Raw genomic sequence first — 24,367 nt, forward strand, 5'->3', positions numbered from 1 at the left:
GTCATGGCTCCTGAGGTGTTCCGAGGGGTCGCGACACGCCGTGTGCGCGCTCCGCCACGCGGCGTGTTGCGTCCCCTCGCGGGGAGATGGGAAGGGTCAGTGGTTCTGCGGGAAGCCGAGGTTGATGCCGCCGTGGGTGGCCGGGTCGAGCCACCGGCTGGTGACGGCCTTCTCGCGCGTGAAGAAGTCGAAGCCGTGCACGCCGTAGGCCTTGCTGTCGCCGAACAGCGACTGCTTCCATCCGCCGAACGAGTGGTAGGCGACCGGCACCGGGATCGGGACGTTGATGCCGACCATGCCGACCTCCACCTCGTTCTGGAAGCGGCGGGCCGCACCGCCGTCGTTGGTGAAGATCGCCGTGCCGTTGCCGAACCGGCCCGAGTTGATGAGCTCGAGGCCCTCGTCGTACGACGCGACGCGCACGACCGAGAGCACCGGGCCGAAGATCTCCTCGGTGTAGGCGCGCGACGACGTCGGGACGTGGTCGAGCAGGGTCGGGCCGAAGAAGAAGCCGTCCTCGTGGCCGTCGACCGAGAAGCCGCGGCCGTCGACCACGACGGACGCACCGTCGGCTTCGGCGATGTCGACGTAGGAGGCGACCTTGTCGCGGTGCACGTCGGTGATGAGCGGGCCCATGTCGGGCTCGACGCCGTCCGTGCCGGCGCCGTTGCCGATCTTCAGCTTCGCGATGCGCTCGGCGATCTTCGCGACGAGCTCGTCGGCGACGGGTTCGACGGCGAGCACGACCGAGATGGCCATGCAGCGCTCGCCCGCGGCGCCGTAGCCCGCGTTGACGGCCGAGTCGGCGACCAGGTCGAGGTCGGCGTCGGGCAGCACGAGCATGTGGTTCTTGGCGCCGCCCAGGGCCTGGACGCGCTTGCCGTGCTTGGCGGCGGTCTCGTAGATGTACTGGGCGATCGGCGTCGAGCCGACGAACGAGATGGACTGGACGACCGGCGAGGTCAGCAGGCCGTCGACGGCGAGCTTGTCGCCCTGGAGGACTGTGAACACGCCGTCGGGCAGGCCCGCCTCCTTCCAGAGCTCCGCCAGCCAGAGCGCCGCCGACGGGTCCTTCTCGCTCGGCTTCAGCACGACGGCGTTGCCCGCCGCGATCGCGATCGGGAAGAACCACATGGGCACCATGGCCGGGAAGTTGAACGGGCTGATGACCCCGACCACGCCGAGCGGCTGCTTCAGCGAGTAGACGTCGATGCCCGACGAGGCGTTCTCGGAGAAGGCGCCCTTGATGAGGTGCGGGAAGCCGGTGGCGAGCTCGACGACCTCCTGGCCGCGGAGGATCTCGCCCATCGCGTCGGAGCGCACCTTGCCGTGCTCGGCGGTGATGATCGCGGCGAGCTCGCCCTTCCGCGCGTTGAGCAGCTCCCGGAACGCGAACAGCACGCTCTGGCGCTTCGCGATCGAGTAGCGGCTCCAGACCTCGTAGCCGCGCTGCGCGGAGGCGATCGCCTCGTCGATCTCGGCCCGGTCGGCGAGCGCGACCTCCGCCTGCACGGCGCCGGTGGCGGGGTTGTACACGGGCGCGGTCCGGCCCGAGGTGGAGGGGCGCAGCGCGCCGTCGATCCAGTGCCCGAGGTGGGGCACATCGGCGGTCGCGGCGGGCGAGGTGGCGGCGGTCTCGGTGAGGCTCATGGTGGTCCTTCGGTGGGTGCGGTGCTGCCGGATGTCGCGAATCGGACAGAACGACCGGCAGGTCGGTACGCTGATGTGGTCCCAGTCTGACAGCCAAGAACCGAGGTGGACGGTGCCAGAGCGTCGCGAAGATCCGCTTGGTCGAACGGATCGTCCGGAACGGTCCGAGCGCGCCGCTCCCGGGTTCGCCGTCGACGACGCGCTCCCGACGGTCGCCGAGATCCTCGCGCTTCCGGCGGTCGCGGACGGGGTGCCCGAGGTGCTCGTCGGCGACGCCGCCCTCGACGCGCGGGTCCGCTGGGTGCACGTCTCCGACAGCGCGGGCGTGGCCCGGCTGCTCGTCGGCGGCGAGCTGCTCCTCTCCACGGGATCGGGCTGGCCCGCCGAACCGGGTGAGCTCCGCGCCTTCGTCGCCGAGCTCGTCGACGTCGGCATCGCCGGGCTCGTCCTCGAGCTCGGCGTGCACTACCGGTACGTGCCGGCCGTCGTCGTGCAGGCGGCGGCCGACCACGGGCTCGCGCTCGTCGCCCTGCACCGCGAGGTGAAGTTCGTCGCCCTCACCGAGGCGGTGCACCGCCGCATCATCTCCGAGCAGACGACTGCACTGCATGCCCGCGACGAGGTCCGCGAGCGGTTCACGGCCCTGGCCCTCCGCGGCGCCCCCGCGGACTACGTCGTGCAGCAGCTCGCCCAGACCCTCGACGCGCCGGTGGTGCTCGAGAACCTCGCACACGAGGTGGTGGCGGCCGACGTGCCGCCCGACGCCGAGGAGGCGCTGCTCGGCGGGTGGCAGCTGCGTTCGCGCGACGCCCACCGTCGCGCGGGGGCGCCGGCGGGCGGGCCGGACCCCTGGCTCATCGTGCCGGTCGAGGCGCGCGGCATCCGTTGGGGGCACCTGGTCGCGCTGCCCGGACCGGCGCACCCGGCCGGCCGCACGAGCGTCCTCGAGCAGGGCGCCATCGCGCTCGCCCTCGGCCGGCTCGCGGACGGCGACGACGACACGTGGGGTCGCGTCGGCCGCCGCCGTCTCGTCGAGCACCTGCTCTCCGGGCGCTTCGCCGCACCGGGCGGGGCGACCGCACGGCTCGAGGCGGCCGGCCTGCCGGTCACCGGGTCCGACCTGTACGGGCTCGTCCTCGCCGGTCGCGGCGGTGACGGCGACGCGGATGCCGCAGCGCGGACGCTCGGCGGGCGGGCGATCGAGGGCCGGGCGCCGGGTGGAGGCGCAGCGGCATCCGTTCGCGTGGTGCTGCTGTCGCTGCCGGCCGGGACGCCGTTCTACGACGCGGCGGCCAGGGCGCTCGGGCTCGCCCTGGACGCCGGGTCGCCGGCGGACGGGGTCCCTACCTCGCTCGCGATCGGCTCCCGGGCCGACGACCTCGACGGGCTGCTGGTCTCGGTGCAGGAGGCGCTCGACCTCGCCGCGACGCCGCCGCCGAGGCCCGCGCGCGGGCTCGTGGTGCGCCGCGCGGAGGACCGCCCGCTCGTGCGACTCGTGACCTCGCTCCGCGACGACCACCGGCTGCAGGAGCTCGGTGAACGCATGCTCGCGCCGATCGTCGAGTATGACCTCGCCCGGGGCGGCGACCTGCTCGACGTGCTGGGCGCGATGCTCGCGCATCCCGGCAACCGCACGGCGGCGGCGCAGGCGAGCCACCTCTCGCGGTCGGTGTTCTACCAGCGGCTCGCGCTCATCGGCGACCTGCTGGGTGCCGACCTCGACGACGGCGAGACGCTGACGGCGCTGCACCTCGCGCTGCTCGTGCGGCGGGGCGGCGCCATGCGGTGATCGTTACTTGCTCTTGACAAGTGCACTTGCGAAGAGCAAGCTGTGGTCAGAACCCGGGTCACCCACCTATCCGCACGACCGGAGGACACCATGACCGCCAGCATCTTCGTGAACTTCCCCACGACCGACCTCGACCGCTCCAAGGCGTTCTACGAGGCGCTGGGGTACCGCATCAACCCGAACTTCACCGATGAGAACGCCGCGTGCGTCGTGCTCGACGACAACCTGTACTTCATGGTGCTCACGCGCGAGTTCCTCGGCACGTTCACCGACAAGCAGATCATCGACCCGAAGACCCACGCGCAGATGGCCGTCTCGCTCACCTGCCAGTCGCGCGAGGCCGTCGACGAGATGCTGGCCAAGGCGCTCGCCGCCGGCGGCACCGAGCCGCGCCCGGCGCAGGACTACGGGTTCATGTACTCGCGCGACCTCGAGGACCCGGACGGCAACATCCTCGGCTACCTCTACATGGAGCCGGCCGCCGCCGAGATGGGGCCCGAGGCGTACCTGGCCGAGCAGGGCGCCGCGCCGACGGGCTCGGCCTGAGCGGCCGGTGGCCACACGCGCACCCCGCGGCTTCGGCCAGTACGGCGGCGTGCCGCGGGCCCTCGAGCGGGTCGGGGAACGGTGGGCGCTCCTCATCGTCCGCGACCTGCTCGTCGGCCCGCGCCGGTACGGCGACCTGAAGGCCGGACTGGCGCGGATCCCGACGAACATCCTGGCCGACCGGCTGAAGGAGCTGCAGGAGGCCGGCGTCATCCGCCGCGTGCCGATGGTGCGCGGCGGGTACGAGCTCACCCCGCTCGGGCGCGAGCTCGCGCCCGTGGTCGCCGCCCTCGAGCGGTGGGGCTGGTCGCTGCTCGGCGAACCCGCCGAGGGCGAGCAGCTCACGCGCGAGGCGCTCGCGACCGCGTTGCGGGCGGCCTTCCGAGCGGATGCCGCGGCGGGAGCGCCGCCGACCGAGTACGTGCTCCACGTCGGCGACGCCTCGGTCGCGGCGGCGGTCGTCGGCGGCACCCTCGACGTCGCGCCGATCGGGCCGGGGGCTGTGCCGCAACCGCAGCGGCCGGGCGCCGAGCCCTCGTTCGAGGCGAGCCTCGAGGCCGCGCTCGAACCCGCCGAGTTCGGCGAGCTGCTCGCCGGACGGCTGCCCGCGAGCGAGGTCCGCATCCTCGCCGGCGACCTCGAGTCGGTCGAGCGCTTCCGCGCGACGTTCCGCATCGAACCGGTCGAGCCGGTCGGACCCGCGGATGCCGCGGACGCCGCGGCATCCGTCGCCTGATCGCCGCGCAGCCCGGTCAGAGCCGGGGGAGCGGCTCGTGCGGCTCGGCCGGGAGTTCGACCGCGATCGGGTCGCCGGCACGGACGACGCCGCCCTCGACGACGACGGCCATGATGCCGGCGCGCAGCCGGGTCGCGCCGCGCTCCCGGCGGACCATCCGCCGCATGAGCCCCGGCTGGAAGCGGTCGATCTGCACGCACGGCGTGCGGAGCCCGGTGACCTCGACCTCGGCCGACGCCCCGAGCCGCAGGCGGGTGCCGAGGGGCAGCGCGAGCAGGTCGAGGTCCGTCGTCGTCACGTTCTCGCCGAGTTCGCCCGGCGCGATCTCGTGGCCCTCGACGGCCAGCTCGTCGAAGAGCTCGGCCTGGATGAGGTGCACCTGCCGGCGGTTCGGCTCGGTCCAGGTGCCGCGGAACCGGGAGCGGCGTGTCACCGTCGGGCCCGCGTGCGCGTCGCCCTCGATGCCGTGACCGGCGACGAGCACGATCTCGTCGCGCACCGGCTTGGAGAACCGGTGCCGGTCGTCGCGCGCGACGGCGACCACGGCGGGCGCGCGCGAGTCGGGGTCCATCGCTCAAGTATGCGCCGCACGGCCGACGCGCTCGGCGGTGCCGGCGCGGAGGCGGATGTCCGGCATTCCGGCGCAGCGCGCCCCGGCGCGGCGGGCTCAGCGCGCGATGAAGAGCTTCCGCAGCGTCTCCGTGACCGTCCAGACCGTCTGCATGCCCGCGTCGAGCCGCACGATCGACCCGGGCCGCAGCTCGACGGGCGGCAGCGCCGGATCGACGAACTCCACGGTCGCCGCCCCGCCGATCACGAGGAAGACCTCGTCGACCTCGGTGTCGCGCATCGCGCCGGGCGTCATCTCCCAGACGCCGAGCTCGCCGACCCCGGCGGCCTCGTCGGCCGACGGCTCGTCGAGCGGCGCGTACCCCGTGGTCGGCGCGCCGGCCACCACCTGGTCGGCGGGCACGGGTTCGTGCGCGAGCGGCAGGGTCGCGGCATCCGTCACCGCGCCGGCGACCAGGCGGGCGAGCCCGCCGTCGGCGCCGCTCACGAGTCGAACCCCAGGCCGACCGCGTCGAGGGTCTTCAGCAGCAGGTTGCGCCGGCCGAGGTCGTGGTCGGCGCGGTCGAGCGACCAGCGGGTCAGGTTGATGCCGACGGATGCCGCGGGCTCGGGCGGGAACGGCAGCGGCCGCGTGCGCACCATCTCGAGTCGCGTGCGCTCGGTGTCGCGTCCGTCGAGGAGGTCGAGCATGGTCCGGGCCATGAACCGCGTCGAGGCGACGCCGAGCCCGGTGAACCCGGACGCGTACGCCACCCGGCCGCTGCGCGCGAGCCCCGTGAACGCGGTGAACTGCGTCGACGTGTCGATCGCGCCCGCCCACCGGTGCGTGAACCGCAGCCCCTCGAGCTGCGGGTAGGTCGTGAAGAAGTGGCTCGCGAGCTTCGCGTAGCTCTCGGGGCGGTCCTCGTAGCGCTCGCGGATGCGGCCTCCGGCGTGGTAGATCGCGTCGTAGCCGCCGTACAGGATGCGGCCGTCGCGCGACATCCGCGAGTAGTGGAACTGGTTGGCCAGGTCGCCGATGCCCTGCCGGTTCGCCCAGCCGATCGACCGCTGCTGCTCGGCGGACAGCGGTTCGGTCATGAGCACGTAGTCGTAGACGGGCACGGTCATGAGCCGGTTGCGCTTGAGCAGCGACGGGAACACGTTGGTCGCGAGGACCACGCGCGCGGCGTCGACGCGGCCGTGCTCGGTGCGCAGCGTGACGGGCCCGGACGAGCCTGAGCCCTCGAGGCGCCGCACCGGGGAGCGCTCGAGGATCTCGACGCCGGCCTCCTCGGCGACGCGGGCGAGTTCGGCGGCGAGCTTCGCCGGGTGCAGGATGGCGCTCGTGCGCGTGTTCCACACCCCCGCGAGGTACGTGGGCGAGTCCACCTCGGCGCGAACCTGGTGCTCGTCGAGCAGGCGGACGGAGTCGTCGCCCCGGTGCGCGGCATCCGCTGCGGCCTCGTGCAGCCACTCGACCTGGTGCGGTTCGACGGCGACGTCGAGCGAGCCGTTGCGCTCGAACTCGAAGTCCATGCCGAACTCGGCCTCGGCGGCCTCGATCGCGTCGAGGTTCGCGAGTCCCTGGCGGTCGAGCTCGTCGATCTCGTCGGGCCAGCGGCTGAGGCCGTTCTCGCGGCCGTGGGTGAGGCTCGCCTCGCAGAAGCCGCCGTTGCGACCGGATGCCGCCCAGCCGATGCGCCGCCCCTCGAGGAGCACGACGCGCTGGTCGGGATTCGCGTGCTTGGCGAGCACGGCCGTCCAGAGGCCGGTGTAGCCGCCGCCGACGATCGCGAGGTCGGCCGTGCGCGCACCCTCGAGCCGGGGTCGCTCGGGCTTCGCCGAGTCGGGCAGGTCGTCGATCCAGAAGACCGAGCGGCGGCTGTCGGCGAGGCTGCGGTCGATGACGGATGCCGCGGGCCGGCGGCGTTCGTAGACGGTCGTTCCCATGCGGGATCACTCCAAGTCGGTGCGGATGGCTCCATCATGACGCATATTGCACGCGTGGACAATAGCGGCCTGTGGATGACTCCAGCGAGTGTCGGCGGAGTGGGGGAGTATCGAACGCATGCCTGCAGTGCCGCCCGCTCCGCCCGTGCCGCCGCCCCCGCCCGACATGCTCGAGTTCGATGCCGACCTCTCCGGCCCCGAGCTCGACCTCGAGCAGTGGATCCCGCACTACCTGCCGCAGTGGTCCAGTCGTGAACGCACCCGCGCGCGCTACGACGTGGCCGACGGCATCCTGCGGCTGCGGGTCGACGCCGACCAGCCCGCGTGGTCCGCCGAGTACGACGGCACGACCCAGGTGTCCAACCTCCAGACCGCCGTGCGGTCCGGCGCGGTCGGGTCCTCCATCGGGCAGCACCCCTTCCGCGAGGGTCTCGTCGTCCGCGAGGCGCAGGGCGACCGGCGCCTGTACACCCCGCACTTCGGCCGCATCGAGATCGTCGCGGCGATCGACGGCATCGACGAGCACGCCATGGCCGCGCTGTGGCTGATCGGGCTCGAGGAGGAGCCCGAGCAGTCCGCCGAGATCTGCGTGTTCGAGGTCTTCGGCCGCGACATCGCCGACGACGGCAGCGCGCTCGTCGGTATGGGGATGCACCCCTTCAACGATCCGACGATCACCGACGACTTCGAGCAGGTCGCGTTCCACGACGACGTGCGCGAGCCGCACACCTACACGGTGGACTGGCGCCCGGAGGAGGTCGTCTTCTCGATCGACGGACTCGTGCGCAAGCGCGTCGCGCAGTCGCCGCAGTACCCGATGCAGCTCATGCTCGACGTGTTCGCCTTCCCGCCCGAGCCGCCCGCGACGGCGTCGTACCCGCAGTCGTTCGCCGTGCACGCGGTGCGGGGGTACCGGGCCGGCTGACGGGGCCGCGAGCGCGGCGTGCCCGACTTCGAGTGGGCCGCGGCATCCGTCATCGCGAGACGCGCTGGAGGGCCCGCTCGATCTCGATGAGGGTGCGGAAGCTCGGGACCATCTCGCGCGTGCCGCCGAAGTTCAGGACGATCTCGGCGTCGTGCACCGGGTCGTGGAACACGTGCGTGGCGAGCACGCCGATGTGCCCGACCGGCCGTGGCAGGCCGCGCAGGAACGGGCTGAACCCCTCGAAGCGCACCTGCATCATGCCGGCGCCGTAGCGGATGCCGGGACGGAACCGATGCCGCGGCTCGGCCAGGTACCGGAGGTGCGCCTCGCCGATCAGCCGCCCGTGGTGCAGCGCGTCGCTGAACGCGACGAGGTCGTCGAGCGTGCTCGCCACGCCGCCGCCCGCCCAGTCGCAGCTCACGCTGCGGGCCTCCGTCACGGCGCGTCGCCCGATCCGGACCGGCGCGATGCGCGTCCGGACCGAGCCGCCCTCCCGGGCGGGCCGCGAGCGGAGCCACAGCGAGCTGTCGATCATGCCGACGGGCTCGAAGATGCGCTCGTGCAGCAGGTCGTGGAAGGTGGAGGCGGTCGACTCCTCGAGCAGGCGGCCGAGGAGGACGTAGCCGGTGTCGGAGTACCGGAAGCGCTCGCCGGGCCGGCCGACGGGGCGCTGGCGTTCGCGGCTGAAGTCGAGCAGGTCGCGCGGGGTCCAGAACCGGTCGGGCTCGTCGTGCACCAGCTCGACCATGCGCCGCCCGCTCGTCACGGGGCCCTCGAAGTAGTCGGCGACCCCGGCCGTGTGCGCGAGGAGCTGGTGGACGGTCGCGCCGCCCGCGGCATCCGTCGACCCGTCGGCGTCGAACAGGCCGGCGAGCTCGTCGCCCGGAAGGAGGCGGCTCACGGGCGTGTCGGTCGTGAAGGCGCCCGCCTCGACGGCCTGCATGGTGAGCGTCGCCGTGAACAGCTTGCCGACGCTCGCGCCGTGGAACGGGAGGGCGAGTTCGCCGGATCGGTACGTGATGCCGAGCCCGGGGGCGTGCACGGCGACCTGGGGCGGGGCGAGGGCCCCGCGCCGCGCGGCGACCCGCGCGAGGTGGCGATCGAGGCGCGTGGCGAAGTCGACGGCGGCGGTCATCTGCGAGAATCCTCTCGTCTCGAAACGTGATATCACGGTTAGGTATATCACGATCAGTAATATGGCGAAAGGTGCCGACGACGATGGGCCACGTGATCCTCGGGCTGCTCATGCTGCTCGGGCCCCAGACCCTGTACTCGCTGAACAAGCAGTTCGAGCGCGGGCCCTCGCTCTTCTACCGCGCGAGCTTCGGCAGCCTGCAGTCCGCCCTGCGGTCACTGCTCGCCGCCGGTCACGTGACCGTGCACGAGAGCACCGAGGGCGGCCGCAACAAGAAGAACTACGCGGTGACGGACGCCGGCGCCGCGGCCTTCCACGCCTGGATCCGCTCGCCGCTCGCCGGGGGCGACCTCGAGGTCGCCGCACTCTCGCGCCTGTTCCTCCTCGGACTCGTGGAGGACCCCGCTGAGCGGCGCGACATCCTCGACCACATCGTCGCCGAGGTCGAGCGCGAGCTCGGACGCCTCGAGGACTTCGCCGCCGCGCTCGACGAACAGGCGGGCGCCGTCCCCGAGGAGTACCGTGCGGTGTTCCAGTACCAGCGGGCGACGCTCGACTACGGCCTCATGGCGCACCGCGCGGGGCTGGCCTGGTTCCGCGAGCTCGCGGCCCGAGACGCCTGACGGCGTCGAGGGGACGCAACACGCCGCGCGGCCCCTGGCGCACGCGGCGTGTTGCGTCCCCTCGACGCACGCGGAGTGGGCCGGGAGCAGCGCGGCTCAGCCGCGGGGCGCGTGCGCCTCGAGGAACTGGTACACCTCGGTCTGGTCCACACCGGGGAAGGTGCCGGTCGGCAGGGCCGCGAGCAGCGAGGTCGGGGTGCGCGCGGCCGGCCACGAGGCATCCGCCCACTTCTCGGAGAGCTCGGACGGCGCCCGGCGGCAGCACGACTCGTCAGGGCAGCGCGACACCGAACGCCGGGGCGTCTCGCGACCGCGGAACCACTTCACGTGCTCGAACGGCACGCCCACCGAGACGGAGTACTCGCCCTCCTTGGCCTTCTCGATGCGCGAGGTGCACCAGAACGTGCCCGTCGACGTGTCGGTGTACTGCGAGTACGGGGTGAAGCGGTCCTCGGCGTCGAACACCGTCCGCGCCGTCCACTGCCGGCACACCGTCGTGCCCTCGACCGCGCCGAGCGCATCGGACGGGAACCGCACGGCGTCGTTCTCGTACGCCTTGATGATCGTGCCCGACTCGTGCACCTTCATGAAGTGCACCGGGATGTCGAGACGGGCCGTCGCGAGGTTCGTGAACCGGTGCGCGGCGGTCTCGTACGAGACCGCGAAGTGATCGCGGAGCTCCTCCATCGAGATGCGGCGCAGGTTCTTCGCCTCGGTGAGGTAGCGCACGGCCGCCTGCTCGGGCAGCAGGATGGCGGCCGTGAGGTAGTTCGTCTCGATGCGCTGGCGCAGGAAGTCGCCGTAGTTACCGGGCTCCTCGTGGCCGAGCAGGTGCGACGCGAGCGCCTGCAGGATGGGGGAGCGCGAGTCGCGCGACGGCGACTGCTGGGTGGGCAGGTAGATGCGGCCGTTGCGCTTGTCGGTCAGCGACCTGGTGGAGTGCGGCAGGTCGCCGACGTAATGCAGCGAGTACCCGAGGTGGCTCGCCATGTCGGCGACGAGCTGGTGGGAGACGGGCCCGCCGCTGTGGCCGACGGCCTCGAGCAGCTCGGCGGCCTTCGCCTCGAGTTCGGGGTAGAAGTTGTCGCGGGCCCGCATCTCGGCGCGCAGCTGCGCGTTCGCGCGGCGCGCCTCCTCGGGCGTCGCCGCGCGCTCGCGGTGCAGGCGGTCGATCTCGTTGTGGAGGGCGAGGATCGTCTGCAGGGTCTGGTCGCTCATCGTCTTCGCGACGCGGAACGGCTCGAGGCCGAGCGCCGAGAACACCGGCCCCCGCTGGGCGCGCTCGACGGCGATCTCGAGCGCGGCGCGCTCGGAGGGCGCGTCGGGTCGGAGCAGCTCGTCGGCCGTGGTGCCGAGGGCGAGGGCGATCGTGCGCAGCATCGACAGCCGCGGCTCGCGCTTGCCGTTCTCGATGGCGCTCACCTGCGACGGCGCGCGGTCGATCGCGGCGGCGAGTGCGCCGAGCGTCATCCCGGCCGCGAGACGGCGATCACGGATGCGGCGGCCGAGCGTCAGGGCGTCGACCTCGTCGGGCGACGGCTCGGGCGGCGCACCGACGACGCCCGCGACGGGCGTCGCGGAGGTGGCGGGGCGGAGGCGATCGGCGGTGACCATGCCTCATGCTCACATGAGCAAGCGGCTCCTGCAAACCGAACTCTGCGCGATCTTCTGCGCTACCCCGCCACAGGAGCGGCGTCGCGGGCGCCGGGCAGTCGATTCATGGGGAAAGAATTCGCGAAGTTCCGCGTTCGGTGGCCGAGACCCATCCGTGATGCGCGTGTGGTTGACTGGCCCGCGCGGCGCTCGCCGCAGTTCGACCCGAACCCCCGAAGGAACCGACATGACGCTCGCGCGCGCCATCCTCATCGTCCCTGCCGTCGCGGGCGCCCTGCTCCTCGCCGGCTGCACTGCCGCGAGCCCCGCCGCGACCCAGAAGCCGGCCACGCCGAGCGCCGAAGCCGAGGCGACCGGCGAGCAGACCGTCGCCGAGGCGTGCCTGCAGCTCGCCGAAGGCTCGACGGAGTTCGCGTCGCTGTCCGGCGAGGACGCGTTCGCGGAGGGCATGGCCGACCCGGAGGGCGCCGTGACCAAGCTCGAAGCGGCCAACTCGACGTTCGCCGCCGCCGTCTCGGAGGTCACCAACGCCGAGGTGCAGCCGGTCGCCGAGCAGGCCGCCGCCTCGATGGCGGACTACGTCGCCTTCATCGGCGAGATGGTCGCCGATCCCGCGAACGCCGACTTCGGTGCCATGGGGGACCAGGTCGAGACGCTCATGGCCGACTTCAACGCGATCGGCGACGTCTGCTCCTGAGGCCGGTCAGCCCGGGCCGAGGAGCGCCTGCTCCTCGGCCATGGCACACCCTTCCGGCTCAGCCGGTGAGCGCGGGCCGCAGCTCGTTCGCGAAGAACTCGATGAACCCGTCGGGGTCGGGTCCCAGGTTCATGATCGCGATGCGGTCGTACCCGGCGTCCTCGTACGACCGCACCGCCGCGACATGCCCGTCGAGGTCGGGACCGCACGGCACCTGCTCGCGCACGTCGTCGAGGCGGATGAACTCGGAGGCCGCCTCGAAGTTCGCCGGGTTCGGCAGCTCGCTCATGACCTTCCAGCCGAGCAGCGACCAGCGGGAGGTCTCGTGCGCGGCCTGCGCCGCGGCATCCGCGTCGGTGGCCCACGCCACGCCCACCTCGCCGTACCGGGGCCCGGTGCCGCCGGACGCGCGGTACGCCTCGATGAGCGATGCATCGGGATCGGTGCCGAACATCGCGTCGCCCGCCTCTGCGGCCAGTTCCGCGGCCTGCGGACCGCCCGCGGCGACGGCGATGAGCGGCAGTTCGTCGGGCAGGTCGAAGACGCGAGCGTCCTCGAGCGCCAGGTACTCGCCGTCGAACGACTGGTAGCCGCCCGACCACAGCAGCCGGATGATCTCGATCGCCTCGCGCAGCATCGCCTGCCGATCCGACACCGACGGATAGCCGTGCGCGACGACGTGCTCGTTGAGCCGCTCGCCCGAACCGAGGCCCAGGGTGAACCGGCCGTCGCTCAGCAGCGCGAGCGTGGCCGCCGCCTGGGCGATGATCGCCGGGTGGTAGCGGACGGTGGGGCAGGTCACGCCGGTCGCGAGCCCGATGCGCTCGGTGGATGCCGCGATCGCGCCGAGCACCGACCAGGCGAAGGGCGAATGCCCCTGCACGTCGAGCCACGGGTGGTAGTGGTCGCTGATCTCGACGAAGTCGAATCCCGCCTCCTCGGCGAGCCGAGCCTGGCGGACCAGCTCCTTCGGGCCGAACGCCTCCGCGGCGAGCTTGTAGCCGAACTGCACGGCCATGAGATCCCCCTTCCCGCGCCGCGGCCGAGACCGGTGTCGGCCCGGCACGAGGCCGGGCGGATGCGAGCGCGTGTGCGGCGACGCTACCGAGACGCCGCCCCTGCGGATAGCGGTTGCGTCCCGGACGAACGCCGTGTAGCGAGTGCCGACGGCTCCCCGGAACGGGTCTCGCGCGCAGGGTTATACGCGCCCGCTTCTCGCACCGCAAGTCCCTTCTGGGCCGAATTCACCGCTCCTAGCGTGGCCTCTGCACATCCGCCATCGAGGCGCGGCCGATCGCCGCCCTCGGAGAGGAAAGGGGCGAACATGGTGAACACCGCAGGGACCGGGAACCCGGATCTCAAGCAGGAAGCAGGTGCGGCCGGCCACCGGGTCGCCGACACCGCCAAGCAGGAGGCGCGCGGCGTCGCGTCCGAGGCGAAGTATCAGGTCAGGAACCTCGCGAGCCGGGTCGGCGACGAGGTCCGCTCGCAGGCCTCGACCCAGCAGCACCGCGCTGCCGGGGGCATCCGCCAGGTCGGGACGCAGTTCTCCGACATGGCCGCGAACTCCGAGTCCGGCGTCGCACGGGACCTCGTCGAGCAGGTCGGCTCGCGAGCCGACTCCATCGCGTCCTGGCTCGACCAGCGCGAGCCGCAGGACCTCCTCGAGGAGGTCAAGGGCTTCGCCCGTCGCCGGCCGGGCGTCTTCCTCGCGATCGCCGCAGGAGCCGGCGTCGTCATCGGTCGGCTGACGCGTTCGATCGCGTCGTCGGGCGACTCGTCGAGCTCGGCCGGGGGATCCCAGCAGCTGGCCACGGGCGACGGCTACACCGCCGCGTACCCGGCGACCACGCCCGCGTACACCGGCACCACTGGGACCTACGGAACGGGCGCCGGCGCGACGGGTGGCGGCCAGCACGTGGCCGACCCGCAGACGACGTGGGGCGCCGAACCGACGACCGGCGTCACGGGCACCGACCCGTACGTCGAGCCGCTCCCCGGTGACGAGACGCGCCGGGGCGACGTGACCGGAGCCCCGTGATGAGCGGCGCATACACCGGAGGCGTCGATCCCCGGACCGGCGGCGCGCACGTGGCAGGCGCCACGGCGTCCGACACCCCGACGCCGTCCGAGCAGCAGGCGGCGAACACGTCGCTCGGCGACCTCGTCGCCGAGGTGAGCCGTGACTTCTCGACGCTCATGCGTCAGGAAGTGGAGCTCGCCAAGGCCGAGGCGACCCAGTCCGCGAAGCGCGCGGGCAAGGGAGCGGGCATGTACGGCGGGGCCGGCGTCGCCGGCTGGTTCGTGCTGCTGTTCCTGTCGATCGCGCTGTGGTGGGGACTCGGGGACCTGATCGACAGCCTCGGCTGGTCCGCCGTCATCGTCGCGGTCATCTGGGGCATCGTCGCGGCCGTGCTCTATTTCACCGGCAAGAAGGAGTTCGAGCGGGTCCAGGGCATGCCGCGCACCGCGGACAGCCTGAAGCGGATCCCGGACGCGATCAAGAGGAATGAGGAGAACCGATGACTACCGATCCGAACGCCATCCGTTCCGACATCGAGCGGACCAGGGCAGAGCTCGGCCAGGACGTCGACGCCCTCGCCGACAAGGTGAACCCCGGCAAGGCGGTGCACCGCCAGACCGAGAAGGTGAAGGGCGCGTTCCGGCGTGCCAAGGACCGCGTGATGGGCAGCGCTCACGACGCCGCCGACTCCACGCAGGGTGCGATGCACTCCGCCGGCGAGACCGTCGGCGAGGCGCCGCAGCGCCTCGCCTCGGCGACGCGGGGCAACCCGGTCGCGGCGGGCCTCATCGTCTTCGGCGCCGCCTGGCTCGTCTCGTCGCTGATCCCGGCCTCGCGCCAGGAGCGGCAGGTGGCGCAGAAGGCGAAGGACGCGGCGGCACCGCTCGTGGACGAGGTGAAGGGCGTGGCTCAGGATGCCGCGGAGCACCTCAAGTCCGACGCGCAGGAGGCCGTGCAGTCCGTCAAGGACCGCGCGGGCGAAGCCGCCGAGCACGTCAAGGACGAGGGCAAGTCCGCCGCGGACGACGTGAAGGGCGCCGCGCAGCAGGGCTCCTCGTCGGGCGCGACCTCGACGACCAGCACGTACTGATTCGCGAACGACGACGACCCGCCGGCCCGGACCTCGGGCCGGCGGGTCTCGCAGTGTCCGCCGGGCGGCGAGGCCGCGGCATCCGCTCGGATCAGGCGTCGGATGCCGCGTGCACCCGCTCGCCCTCGACGAACGTCTGGAGCACGCGCGTCTCGCCGATCTCGTCGGCGGGGCCCGCGAAGGGGTCGCGGTCGAGCACGACGAGGTCGGCGAACTTGCCGGTCTCGATCGTGCCGGTCACGTGGTCGAGGTGGTTCACCCACGCCGACCCGGCCGTGTAGGCGGTGAGGGAGGTCGCGAGGTCGATCGCCTGCTCGGGCAGGAACGCCTCGTACTCGCCCTCCGCGTAGGCCGGGGCCGCCGTCCGGTTCACGGCGGTGTGGATCGCCGCGAGCGGGTCCGGCGTCGACACCGACCAGTCGCTGCCGGCCGCGAGCACCGCCCCCGCGCGGAGGAGGTCGCCGAACGGGTACTGCCAGGCGCTCCGCGGCTCGCCGAGGAACGGCAGCGTGAGGTCCACCATCTGCGGCTCGAGCGCCGCCCACAGCGACTGCATGTTCGCCGCCACCCCGAGTTCGCGGAACCGTGGCACGTCCTCCGGGTGCACGACCTGGATGTGCGCGATGTGGTGTCGGTGGTCGTTGCGGCCGTTCACGGCGATCGCGTGCTCGACCGCGTCGAGGCACTCGCGCACCGCCCGGTCGCCGATCGCGTGGAAGTGCAGCTGGAAGCCGAGCCCGTCGAGCTCGGCGGCGGCGGGGTTCAGCACCGCCGGATCGACGAACGAGATGCCGGAGTTGTCGGTGAAGTGCCCGTGCCCGTCGCAGTACGGTTCGAGCATCGACGCGGTGAAGTTCTCGGCCACGCCGTCCTGCATGATCTTGATGCTCGTGGCCGCGAAGCGGCCCCCGCGGTAGCGTTCGCGCTTCTCGAAGAGCTCGGGGACCTGCTCGAGGCCGCGCGTGCGGTCCCACCAGATCGCACCGACCACCCGGGCGGTGAGGCGACCGGATGCCGCGGCCGCGACGTACGCCGGGCCCGGGTCGCCGGCATCGCCGTAGCTTCCGACGATCGCGTCCTGCCACCCGGTCACGCCGAACGAGTGCAGGTACCGCTGGCCGAGGAGGAGCGCCTCGGTGAGCGTCTCGAGGCTCGTCTCGGGGAGCAGCCGGTTCACGAGCGACATCGCGCCCTCGTGCAGGGTGCCCGTCGGGGTGCCGTCGGCGTCGCGCTCGATCCGGCCGTCGGCCGGGTCCGGGGTGTCGCGGTCGATGCCCGCGAGCCGCAGCGCGGCCGAGTTCACCCACGCGCCGTGCCCGTCGCGGTTCGGCAGGAACGCCGGACGGTCGGGCACGACCCGGTCGAGGGCCGCCGCGGTCGGCGTGCCGCCCGGGAACGCCGACATCGACCATCCGCCGCCCAGCACCCACTCGTCGTCGGCGTGGTCGGCCGCGTACGCGGCGATGCGGTCGAGGTACTCGCCCTCGGTCGACAGCTCCGACAGGTCGCAGCGCATGAGGTCGAGGCCGCCCCACACGGGGTGCACGTGCGCGTCCTGGAAGCCCGGCACGAGCAGCCGCCCGCGCAGGTCGACGACCTCGGTGGACGCGCCGACGAGGTCGCGCACGTCGTGCTCCGAGCCCACCGCGACGATCCGGCCGCCGCGGACGGCGACCGCGCTCGCGCGCGACCGCACGGTGTTCGCGGTGAAGACGGGGCCGCCGGTGAAGACGAGGTCGGCGTCGGTCATGGCGCGGTGCTCCTTCGGTCGGTGGTGCGCGACGGATGCCGCGGGGCGCGGCATCCGCTCAGTTGCCCGTCATCGTGCGGGCGATCTGCGTCGCCGAGTCGCCCGCCCGCCGCAGCACGACGGCCACGAGCGCGAGGGCCACGAGCGTGAGCAGCAGCATGATCGTGGACACCGCGGCGATCTCGGGCCGGAGACCCGAGCGCAGCGCGCTCAGCACGTACACCGGCCACGGCGTCGTTCCCGACACCTGCACGAACGCGGCGATGACGGTGTTGTCGAGGCTGAGCGTGAACGACAGCAGGAACCCTGCGAGCACGGCCGGCATCGCGAGCGGCAGCGTCACGCGCCGGAACGTGGTGAGCGGCCGTGCGTAGAGGTCCGCGGAGGCCTCCTCGAGCTGCCCCTCGAGGCCGATGAGCCGCGCCCGCACGATGTACGACACGACCGCCACCGAGAAGAGCGAGTGGCCGATGACCAGGCGGACGATGCCGTCGTTGAACAGACCGATGCCGAGGTCCTGCCCGAGGAACACCAGCCACGGCAGCAGCGCGACGGCGTCGACGATCTCGGGCGTGACCGACACGAGCAGCAGCAGGCCGATGAACCAGAACGCCCACCGCCCCGGATGCCGCGCCATGGCGATGCCCGCGAGGGTGCCGAGCAGCGTGGCCAGCAGGGCCGCGATGAGTCCGGTCTGGATCGACACCATCACCGCGTCCTGGATGGCCGGCTTGGTCACGAGCGCCCCGAACGCGTCGAACCCGAACGCGTCCCACGCGACGAGGAGGCGCCCCGTGTTGAACGACGAGACGATGATGACGAGGATCGGCAGGAAGAGGAACACCAGCACGGCCACGCCCCACACGTTGAGCGCGACATCCGACCACGACCGCTGCTTCACGCGGACACCCCCTGTTCGGTGCGGACGGGTTCGGCCTCGCCGGCAGCGGACCCGTCGTCGCCGGAGCGACCCGCGGGCGCCGCCGCCGGCTCGTCGCCCAGCACCAGCCGATTGCGCAGCCGGAACGGCATCGTCGCGAGCCACACGATCAGGCCGCCCACCGCGACCGTCGCCATGATGACGAGGATCAGCATCACCGCCATCGCCGAGCCGAGCGCCCAGTTCTGCGCCGTCTGGAACTGGCTCGCCACGAGCTGGCCGACCATGTTGCCGCGCGCACCGCCGAGCACGGTGGCCGTGATGTAGTCGCCCATCAGCGGGATGAAGACGAGCAGCACTCCGGCGATGACCCCCGGCCGGGCCAGCGGCAGCGTCACCCGGGTGAAGGTGCGCCAGCGGCCCGCGCCGAGATCCTTCGACGCCTCGCGCAGCGGTCCGCCGACGCGGTCGAACGCGACGAACAACGGCAGGATCATGAGCGGCAGGTAGTTGTAGACCACGCCGATGAGCACCGCCGTGCGGGTGTACAGGATGTCGAGCGGACCATCCGTCAGCCCGATGCCCTGCAACAGCGACGACAGCCAGCCCTCCGGAGCGAGGATGACCTGCCAGCCGATCGTCCGCACCAGGAAGTTCGTCCAGAACGGCACCATGACGAGCGCGAGCAGCAGCCCGCGGCGCGACGGCGGCACCTTGACCGCCATCCAGTACGCCGCCGGCAGCCCGATCAGCAGGCACAGCGCGGTGCCCGCGAGTCCCACCCACAGGGTGTTCGTGAACGTCTGGAAGAACGTCGGCGACAGCGCCTCGCCGTAGCGGTCGAACGACAGCACGTCGGTCGCGTGCGTGCCGAAGATGCCCGGCTTGTACCCGAAGCTGAAGTAGACGACCATCGCGACGGGCGCGACGAAGAAGACCACGAGCCACGCCCACGCGGGAAGCGCGAGGGCGAAGCGCGGCAAGCGGATGCCTCGCACTACGCCCCCGCTGCGGCCTTCGCCTTGTTCCAGATGTCGACCCGCGTCTGCTGCGCCTCGTTGATCTCGCCCTCGCGCATGGTCGCGAGCTGCTCGTCGCTGAAGAACACGAGGTCGAGCATCTCGATCCCGGCCTCCTCCGCCGCCTGCTCGATGTCCTTGCCGCCCGTGTGGTACCCGATGTAGTCGAGCTCGAGCAGCGAGTTCTCGGGCGTCAGCACGTAGTCGATGAAGGCGTGCGCGGCCTCCGGGTTGGGAGCCCCGGCGGCGATCGCCCAGTTGTCCATCCAGATCTCCGTCTCCGGGCCGGGCAGCACCCACTGCCAGCGGTCGGGGTCCGGGCTCTCGAGGATGCCGATGCGGGCGTCGCCGTTCCACGCCTGCATGAGCGCGTGCGTCGCCTGCGGGATCGCCGCGCCTCCGGGGTAGGAGTCGAACGCCGAGATGTTCGGCGCGAGCGTGTTCACGATGAACTCCTCCGCGGCGGCGAGTTCGGCCTGGTCCGTGGTGTTCCAGTCGATGCCGTTCGCCCAGAAGTACATGCCTGTCAGGTCGCCCGGGTCGTCGAGCACGCTCGTGCGCCCGCTCGCCTCGTTCTGCGCCGCGTCGAGGAAGTCCGCCCACGTCGCCAGCTCGCGCGTGATGACGGTCTTGTCGTACACGTAGCCTGTCGTGCCCCAGGCCTTGCAGATCGAGTACTCGTTCTCGGGATCCCACGCCCGGCCCAGGTACGCGTCGTCGACGTACTCGATGTTCGGGATCAGGTCGCGGTTCAGCTTGGTGAGCAGGCCGTTCTCGATCATCTGCGGGATGAAGATGCCGGTCGGCACGACGATGTCGTACCCGGACGTGCCCTTCGCCGCCACGAGCTTCGAGATGAGCTCCTCGTTCGAGCCGAACGAGTCCAGCTGGATGGTCGGACCGAGCTCGGCCGTGAACGCCTCGAGCACCTCCGGGGCGTCGTAGTCGCCCCACGTGTAGATCGACAGGCTGTTCTCGAGTTCGCCGCCGGTCGCCTGCGGCGCGTTCGAGCTCTGCCCGCCCGGCGAGCACGCCGCCAGCAGGCCGGTGGCGCCCGCGGCGGCCGCGAAGCTCAGGAAGCGGCGACGGCTGAGCTCGGCGCTGATCGCCTTGACGGCGGCCGTCGACGCGAGGATGCGGACGGGGGGTCGGGACTCGCTCATGGGGACCTCCTGTGATGGTGCCGGTCGGGATCGGTGCGGGGTCAGTGGGTGGGCGGCGCGACGTACCCGCCCGCCACGGCGGCGTCGTCGGCGGGGAACACCTGCACGTGGTCGGGGTTCCACGAGCAGCGGACGCGGGCGTCGACGGCCAGGTCGGGCGCGTCCGGCGTCGGCCGTCGCACGATGAGGCTCTGGTCGTCGCCGAGGCGCACGAGGTACTGCATCGTCTCGCCGAGGTGCGAGACGCCGAGCAGGGTGCCGTGCACGGAGTTCGGGGCGGAGGGCGCGCCGCCCGCGGCATCCGCTTCGATCGACACGAACTCGGGGCGCACGGCCGCCTGCGCGGCGGCGCCGTCGACGAGGCCGGCTGCCGCCGCCGAGCGGATGCCGCGGATGAGCCCGTGCGCGGACTCGACCGCCGTGCCGCCCTCGGCCGCGACGCCGCGGAAGAAGTTCTGCTGGCCGACGAACGCCGCCACGTACGCGGAAGCGGGCCGGGCGTAGATCGTGTCGGCGTCGGCGAGCTGCTCGATGCGGCCCTCGCGCATGATGGCGATGCGGTCGCTCATCGACAGCGCCTCGCCCTGGTCGTGGGTGACGAAGACGAACGTGATGCCGAGCCGCGACTGGAGCAGCTTCAGCTCGAGCTGCATCTCCTCGCGCAGCTGCCGGTCGAGCGCGCCGAGCGGCTCGTCGAGGAGGAGCACCGCCGGGCGGTTGACGAGCGCGCGGGCGAGTGCGACGCGCTGCTGCTGCCCGCCGGAGAGCTGCGTCGGCCTGCGATCGGCGAAGCGGCGCATCTGCACGAGCTCGAGCGCCTCGGAGACCCGCTCGCGCACCTCCGACTTCGGCGTGCGGCGCTGCTGGAGGCCGTACGCCACGTTCTCGGCGACCGACATGTGGGGGAAGAGCGCGTACGCCTGGAACACCGTGTTGACGTCGCGGCGGTACGGGGCAGCGCCCAGGACGGATCGTCCGGAGATGCGGATGTCGCCGTCGTCGGGCTGCTCGAACCCGGCGATCATGCGCAGCGTGGTGGTCTTGCCGCAGCCCGACGGGCCGAGCAGCGAGATGAACTCGCCCGGCTCGACCGAGAGGGAGACGCCGTCGACGGCCGTCGCGTCGCCGTACCGCTTGGTCACCCGGTCGAGCTCGACGGAGCCCGCCCGCGCGTCGCGCTCGCCTGATGCGGAGGTCGTCGTCGCCTCGGTCGCCGCTGTCACCTGTGGGCACCTCCCGGTCAGCCTCGTCTGCTCGCCTCGTCGCGTGCCGCCATTCAACCCCCTTGTTGCACAGTTGTGCAATGGGCGCGTGGACAACCGGACGATCCATCGCCCCGCGCGCGGCCGCGCGACACTCCGTCCGGGGCGCGTTCACGCGCCCGAAACGCGCGGCGCCCACCCCCGCCTGCGCGTGGGACGCATTCCCGTGTGTTCACCCACCCCAGGGGACGCAACACGCCGCGCGCGCCCGCGGTCGCACAGCGTTTCGCGTCCCCTCGACGTCGCCCAGCCCAGACCGGGGTCCACCAGCCCCGTCGACCATCTCGCCGAGGGGACGCAACACGCCGCCGGCGCGCGATCACATGCGGCGTGTTGCGTCTCCTCGGAGGACGGCGCGGGTCGGCCACTCCTCCACAGTCGCCGCCGGCCGCCATCCGACCGAGTGACCGACCGGATGCCGCGACGCGCCGCTCCCGCCGGAGCAGCCTGTGGGAATGCAGCCGACCCCGCTTCCGCCCGCGTTCCGCGGCCTTCCGTTCAGCACCGCGGACGCGGTCCGCAGCGGAGTCGCCCGCCAGCGACTTCGCCGCGCGGACCTGGCGGCGCCCTTCCACGGCGTCAGGATGCCGGCTGCGCCGCATCCGACCCTCATCGACCGGTGCCGCGCATATGCGTCGAGGATGCCGCGGACGCAGGCCTTCACCGGACCGACGGCGGCGCTCCTCTGGGCACTACCGATCCCGATCCGCCTGCGCGACGATCCGTCGCTGCACGTGATCGACCTCGCGGGCCGCCGCGCGCCGCGCGGACGGCTGGTCACGGGCTCTCGCACGAGCCGGCCCGTCGACACGACGATGTTGCATGGGCTGCGAGTGCTGGGAGCCGCCTCGACCTGGGCGAGTCTCGCCGGGATGATGTCGCTGGACGACCTGGTCGCCGCCGGGGACCGCCTGCTCGGGCTCCCGGTGCCGCTCGCCGAGGCAGCCGACATCGATGCCGTCGTCGAGGACTGGGCCGCACGTCGCGGCGTCCGGCAGCTTCGCGAGGCGGCAGCGCTGATCCGCCCCGACGTCTTCTCTCCCCGGGAGACTCGCACTCGTCTGCTCATCATGCGATCCGGCCTACCCTGCTCCGAGCCGGAGCCGAACGGCGAGATCACCTTGCATCACGGCGGGAGGACCAGAGGCGATCTCGTGTTCCGGCGCGAGTCGGTGGTCGTGGAGTACGAAGGCGAGCACCACCTGACCGATCCGGTCCAGTGGGCTCATGACCTCGAGCGGTACAACGACTTGGCCCTCTCGGGCTGGCTCGTCATCCGCCTCTCGAGGAAGATGCGCGACGACGAGATCGTCAGGCGGGTGGCCGCAGCACTTCGTTACCGGCGGTGAGGCATGCCCGGCCCGCCACGCCCGTGCACCGACCGCCGAGGGGACGCAGCACGCCGGGCGGACAAAGCGGGGCGCGGCGTGTTGCGACCCTTCGGCGGGAGGGGAAGGGCGCGCAGCGCGAGGTTGTTCCGCGGCGCGGAAGAACGCGGAAAGTTCACCCCCCGGATCGGCGGTCGGGGTGGGTGCGGCGCCCGCAGAGTGGATGCCACAGACCCCCGGACGACGTCGGAGGAGACGCCGGACGGACACACCGAGACATCCGCACCGCTGCACCGAAGGAGCACCACGATGAGCACGCACCGCCCCGGAGACCAGACGCAGACCGCCGCCGAGCTGCAGCTCGAGTGGGACGCCGACCCCCGCTGGGAGGGCGTCAAGCGCGACTACACCGCCGAGGACGTCATCGCCCTCCGCGGCCCGGTCCGCGAGGAGCGCACGCTCGCCCGTCGCGGTGCCGAGAAGCTGTGGGAGAACATCCGGAAGAACACCGGCACCGCATTCGAGCCGATGGAAAACCCCGAGTGGTCGGCGGCGCTCGGCGCCCTCACCGGCAACCAGGCCGTGCAGCAGGTCCGCGCGGGATTGAAGGCCATCTACCTCTCCGGCTGGCAGGTCGCCGCCGACGCGAACCTCTCCGGCCAGACCTACCCCGACCAGTCGCTCTACCCGGCGAACTCGGTCCCGGCGGTCGTGCGCCGCATCAACAACGCGCTGCTCCGCGCCGGCCAGGTCGAGCAGGGCACCGACGACCGCGACTGGATGGCTCCGATCGTCGCCGACGCCGAGGCCGGCTTCGGCGGACCGCTGAACGCCTACGAGCTCATGCACCAGATGATCGAGGCGGGCGCGGCGGGCGTGCACTGGGAGGACCAGCTCGCGAGCGAGAAGAAGTGCGGCCACATGGGCGGCAAGGTGCTCATTCCGACCGGCCAGCACATCCGCACCATCAACGCGGCCCGCATGGCGGCGGATGTCGCGGGCGTGCCGAGCATCATCATCGCCCGCACCGACGCGCTCGCCGCGACCCTGCTCACGAGCGACCACGACGAGCGCGACCAGCCGTTCGTCACCGGCGAGCGCACCGCCGAGGGCTTCTACCAGGTGCAGAACGGCATCGAGCCGGTCATCGCCCGCGGCCTCGCGTACGCCGAGTACGCCGACCTGCTGTGGGTCGAGTCGGCCGAGCCCGACCTCGAGCTCGCGCGCCGCTTCGCCGAGGCGGTGCACGCGAAGTTCCCCGGCAAGCGCCTGAGCTACAACTGCTCGCCGTCGTTCAACTGGAAGCGCCACCTCGACGACGACCAGATCGCGAAGTTCCAGCGCGAGCTCGCCGCCATGGGGTACGCGTTCCAGTTCATCACCCTGGCGGGCTTCCACTCCCTGAACCACGGCATGTTCACGCTCGCCAAGGACTACAACGAGCGCCACATGTCCGCGTACGTCGAGCTGCAGGAGGCCGAGTTCGCCTCCGAGGCCGACGGCTACACCGCCACGCGCCACCAGCGCGAGGTCGGCACCGGCTACTTCGACCAGATCGCCACGGCGCTGAACCCCAACAGCGCGACCCTCGCCCTCGTCGGATCGACCGAGGAAGAGCAGTTCCAGCACTGATCG

23 protein-coding genes are annotated in these 24,367 nt (G+C 72.3%); 11 read left to right on the plus strand and 12 right to left on the minus strand.

Going from position 1 to position 24,367, the window contains the following annotated elements; genetic code table 11:
* Positions 1-96: 96 nt before the first annotated feature.
* The gene (locus RH861_RS03635) at positions 97-1,650 is read right to left on the minus strand and encodes a CoA-acylating methylmalonate-semialdehyde dehydrogenase (protein ID WP_310519790.1); all 1,554 of its coding nucleotides are present in this window, start codon (positions 1,648-1,650) and stop codon (positions 97-99) included.
* A 112-nt stretch (positions 1,651-1,762) separates the two neighbouring features.
* On the opposite strand from RH861_RS03635, the gene RH861_RS03640 reads away from it, so the two are divergent.
* From RH861_RS03640 to RH861_RS03650, 3 genes are all read left to right on the plus strand, one after another.
* Positions 1,763-3,439, plus strand: coding sequence for a PucR family transcriptional regulator (locus RH861_RS03640; RefSeq protein WP_310519791.1), 1,677 nt, complete (start codon positions 1,763-1,765; stop codon positions 3,437-3,439).
* Positions 3,440-3,529: 90 nt separating this feature from the next.
* Positions 3,530-3,985 carry a VOC family protein gene (locus tag RH861_RS03645; protein WP_310519792.1) on the plus strand — a complete coding sequence of 152 codons (456 nt, stop codon included), beginning with the start codon at positions 3,530-3,532 and terminating at the stop codon, positions 3,983-3,985.
* Between the two features lie 7 nt (positions 3,986-3,992).
* Positions 3,993-4,721: a winged helix-turn-helix transcriptional regulator gene (locus tag RH861_RS03650; RefSeq protein ID WP_310519793.1), complete on the plus strand. Its 729-nt coding sequence runs from the start codon at positions 3,993-3,995 to the stop codon at positions 4,719-4,721.
* A 16-nt stretch (positions 4,722-4,737) separates the two neighbouring features.
* Here the strand turns inward: RH861_RS03650 and RH861_RS03655 are convergent, their stop codons facing one another.
* The 3 genes from RH861_RS03655 to RH861_RS03665 all read right to left on the minus strand — a co-directional run bounded on the left by RH861_RS03655 (position 4,738) and on the right by RH861_RS03665 (position 7,223).
* On the minus strand, positions 4,738-5,292 hold the full coding sequence (locus RH861_RS03655; RefSeq protein WP_310519794.1) for an MOSC domain-containing protein: 555 nt from the start codon (positions 5,290-5,292) through the stop codon (positions 4,738-4,740).
* Positions 5,293-5,388: 96 nt separating this feature from the next.
* Positions 5,389-5,778: a cupin domain-containing protein gene (locus RH861_RS03660; RefSeq protein WP_310519795.1), complete on the minus strand. Its 390-nt coding sequence runs from the start codon at positions 5,776-5,778 to the stop codon at positions 5,389-5,391.
* The gene (locus tag RH861_RS03665) at positions 5,775-7,223 is read right to left on the minus strand and encodes an NAD(P)/FAD-dependent oxidoreductase (RefSeq protein ID WP_310519796.1); all 1,449 of its coding nucleotides are present in this window, start codon (positions 7,221-7,223) and stop codon (positions 5,775-5,777) included. The genes RH861_RS03660 and RH861_RS03665 overlap by 4 nt, the downstream gene beginning before the upstream one ends.
* Positions 7,224-7,341: 118 nt before the next feature.
* Between RH861_RS03665 and RH861_RS03670 the strand changes: the two genes are divergently transcribed.
* A complete protein-coding gene (locus RH861_RS03670) occupies positions 7,342-8,148 on the plus strand; it encodes a glycoside hydrolase family 16 protein (RefSeq protein ID WP_310519797.1) in 807 nt (268 codons plus the stop codon).
* A gap of 49 nt (positions 8,149-8,197) precedes the next feature.
* Here RH861_RS03670 and RH861_RS03675 read toward each other — a convergent pair whose 3' ends face one another.
* Positions 8,198-9,283, minus strand: a complete 1,086-nt coding sequence (locus RH861_RS03675; protein WP_310519798.1) for a serine hydrolase domain-containing protein — start codon at positions 9,281-9,283, stop codon at positions 8,198-8,200.
* Between the two features lie 71 nt (positions 9,284-9,354).
* Here RH861_RS03675 and RH861_RS03680 point away from each other — a divergent pair, with 71 nt between their 5' ends.
* A complete protein-coding gene (locus tag RH861_RS03680; protein WP_310519799.1) occupies positions 9,355-9,906 on the plus strand; it encodes a helix-turn-helix transcriptional regulator in 552 nt (183 codons plus the stop codon).
* A gap of 96 nt (positions 9,907-10,002) precedes the next feature.
* Here RH861_RS03680 and RH861_RS03685 read toward each other — a convergent pair whose 3' ends face one another.
* Positions 10,003-11,520: a helix-turn-helix domain-containing protein gene (locus tag RH861_RS03685; RefSeq protein ID WP_310519800.1), complete on the minus strand. Its 1,518-nt coding sequence runs from the start codon at positions 11,518-11,520 to the stop codon at positions 10,003-10,005.
* 226 nt (positions 11,521-11,746) lie between these two features.
* Between RH861_RS03685 and RH861_RS03690 the strand changes: the two genes are divergently transcribed.
* On the plus strand, positions 11,747-12,217 hold the full coding sequence (locus tag RH861_RS03690) for a hypothetical protein (RefSeq protein ID WP_310519801.1): 471 nt from the start codon (positions 11,747-11,749) through the stop codon (positions 12,215-12,217).
* 58 nt (positions 12,218-12,275) lie between these two features.
* Here the strand turns inward: RH861_RS03690 and RH861_RS03695 are convergent, their stop codons facing one another.
* On the minus strand, positions 12,276-13,235 hold the full coding sequence (locus RH861_RS03695) for a TIGR03557 family F420-dependent LLM class oxidoreductase (RefSeq protein WP_310519802.1): 960 nt from the start codon (positions 13,233-13,235) through the stop codon (positions 12,276-12,278).
* A 306-nt stretch (positions 13,236-13,541) separates the two neighbouring features.
* Here RH861_RS03695 and RH861_RS03700 point away from each other — a divergent pair, with 306 nt between their 5' ends.
* Genes RH861_RS03700 through RH861_RS03710 form a run of 3 tightly spaced genes read left to right on the plus strand, consistent with a single transcriptional unit; the run spans position 13,542 to position 15,330 of the window.
* Positions 13,542-14,258 (plus strand): hypothetical protein, encoded by a 717-nt coding sequence (locus RH861_RS03700; protein ID WP_310519803.1) that lies wholly within the window; start codon positions 13,542-13,544, stop codon positions 14,256-14,258.
* Entirely contained in the window at positions 14,258-14,743 is a 486-nt protein-coding gene (locus RH861_RS03705; protein ID WP_310519804.1) for a phage holin family protein, read from the plus strand. Before RH861_RS03700 ends, RH861_RS03705 begins: the two co-directional genes overlap by 1 nt.
* On the plus strand, positions 14,740-15,330 hold the full coding sequence (locus RH861_RS03710; protein WP_310519805.1) for a DUF3618 domain-containing protein: 591 nt from the start codon (positions 14,740-14,742) through the stop codon (positions 15,328-15,330). The genes RH861_RS03705 and RH861_RS03710 overlap by 4 nt, the downstream gene beginning before the upstream one ends.
* Before the next feature lie 91 nt (positions 15,331-15,421).
* Here the strand turns inward: RH861_RS03710 and RH861_RS03715 are convergent, their stop codons facing one another.
* From RH861_RS03715 to RH861_RS03735, 5 genes are read right to left on the minus strand one after another with little or no spacing between them, the layout of a single operon-like run.
* Positions 15,422-17,080 (minus strand): amidohydrolase, encoded by a 1,659-nt coding sequence (locus RH861_RS03715; RefSeq protein ID WP_310519806.1) that lies wholly within the window; start codon positions 17,078-17,080, stop codon positions 15,422-15,424.
* Positions 17,081-17,138: 58 nt separating this feature from the next.
* Positions 17,139-17,981 (minus strand): ABC transporter permease, encoded by an 843-nt coding sequence (locus RH861_RS03720; RefSeq protein WP_310519807.1) that lies wholly within the window; start codon positions 17,979-17,981, stop codon positions 17,139-17,141.
* Positions 17,978-18,943 carry an ABC transporter permease gene (locus RH861_RS03725; protein ID WP_310519808.1) on the minus strand — a complete coding sequence of 322 codons (966 nt, stop codon included), beginning with the start codon at positions 18,941-18,943 and terminating at the stop codon, positions 17,978-17,980. Before RH861_RS03725 ends, RH861_RS03720 begins: the two co-directional genes overlap by 4 nt.
* 14 nt (positions 18,944-18,957) lie before the next feature.
* Positions 18,958-20,142 (minus strand): polyamine ABC transporter substrate-binding protein, encoded by a 1,185-nt coding sequence (locus RH861_RS03730; protein ID WP_310519809.1) that lies wholly within the window; start codon positions 20,140-20,142, stop codon positions 18,958-18,960.
* A 41-nt stretch (positions 20,143-20,183) separates the two neighbouring features.
* Positions 20,184-21,365, minus strand: a complete 1,182-nt coding sequence (locus RH861_RS03735) for an ABC transporter ATP-binding protein (RefSeq protein WP_310519810.1) — start codon at positions 21,363-21,365, stop codon at positions 20,184-20,186.
* Between the two features lie 680 nt (positions 21,366-22,045).
* Between RH861_RS03735 and RH861_RS03740 the strand changes: the two genes are divergently transcribed.
* A complete protein-coding gene (locus RH861_RS03740) occupies positions 22,046-22,753 on the plus strand; it encodes a putative endonuclease domain-containing protein (protein WP_310519811.1) in 708 nt (235 codons plus the stop codon).
* A gap of 288 nt (positions 22,754-23,041) precedes the next feature.
* Positions 23,042-24,364 carry an isocitrate lyase gene (gene aceA, locus RH861_RS03745; RefSeq protein ID WP_310519812.1) on the plus strand — a complete coding sequence of 441 codons (1,323 nt, stop codon included), beginning with the start codon at positions 23,042-23,044 and terminating at the stop codon, positions 24,362-24,364.
* The last annotated feature ends 3 nt before the right edge of the window (positions 24,365-24,367 follow it).

Source organism: Agromyces indicus (assembly GCF_031432295.1).
GTDB classification, from domain to species: Bacteria; Actinomycetota; Actinomycetes; order Actinomycetales; family Microbacteriaceae; genus Agromyces; species Agromyces indicus.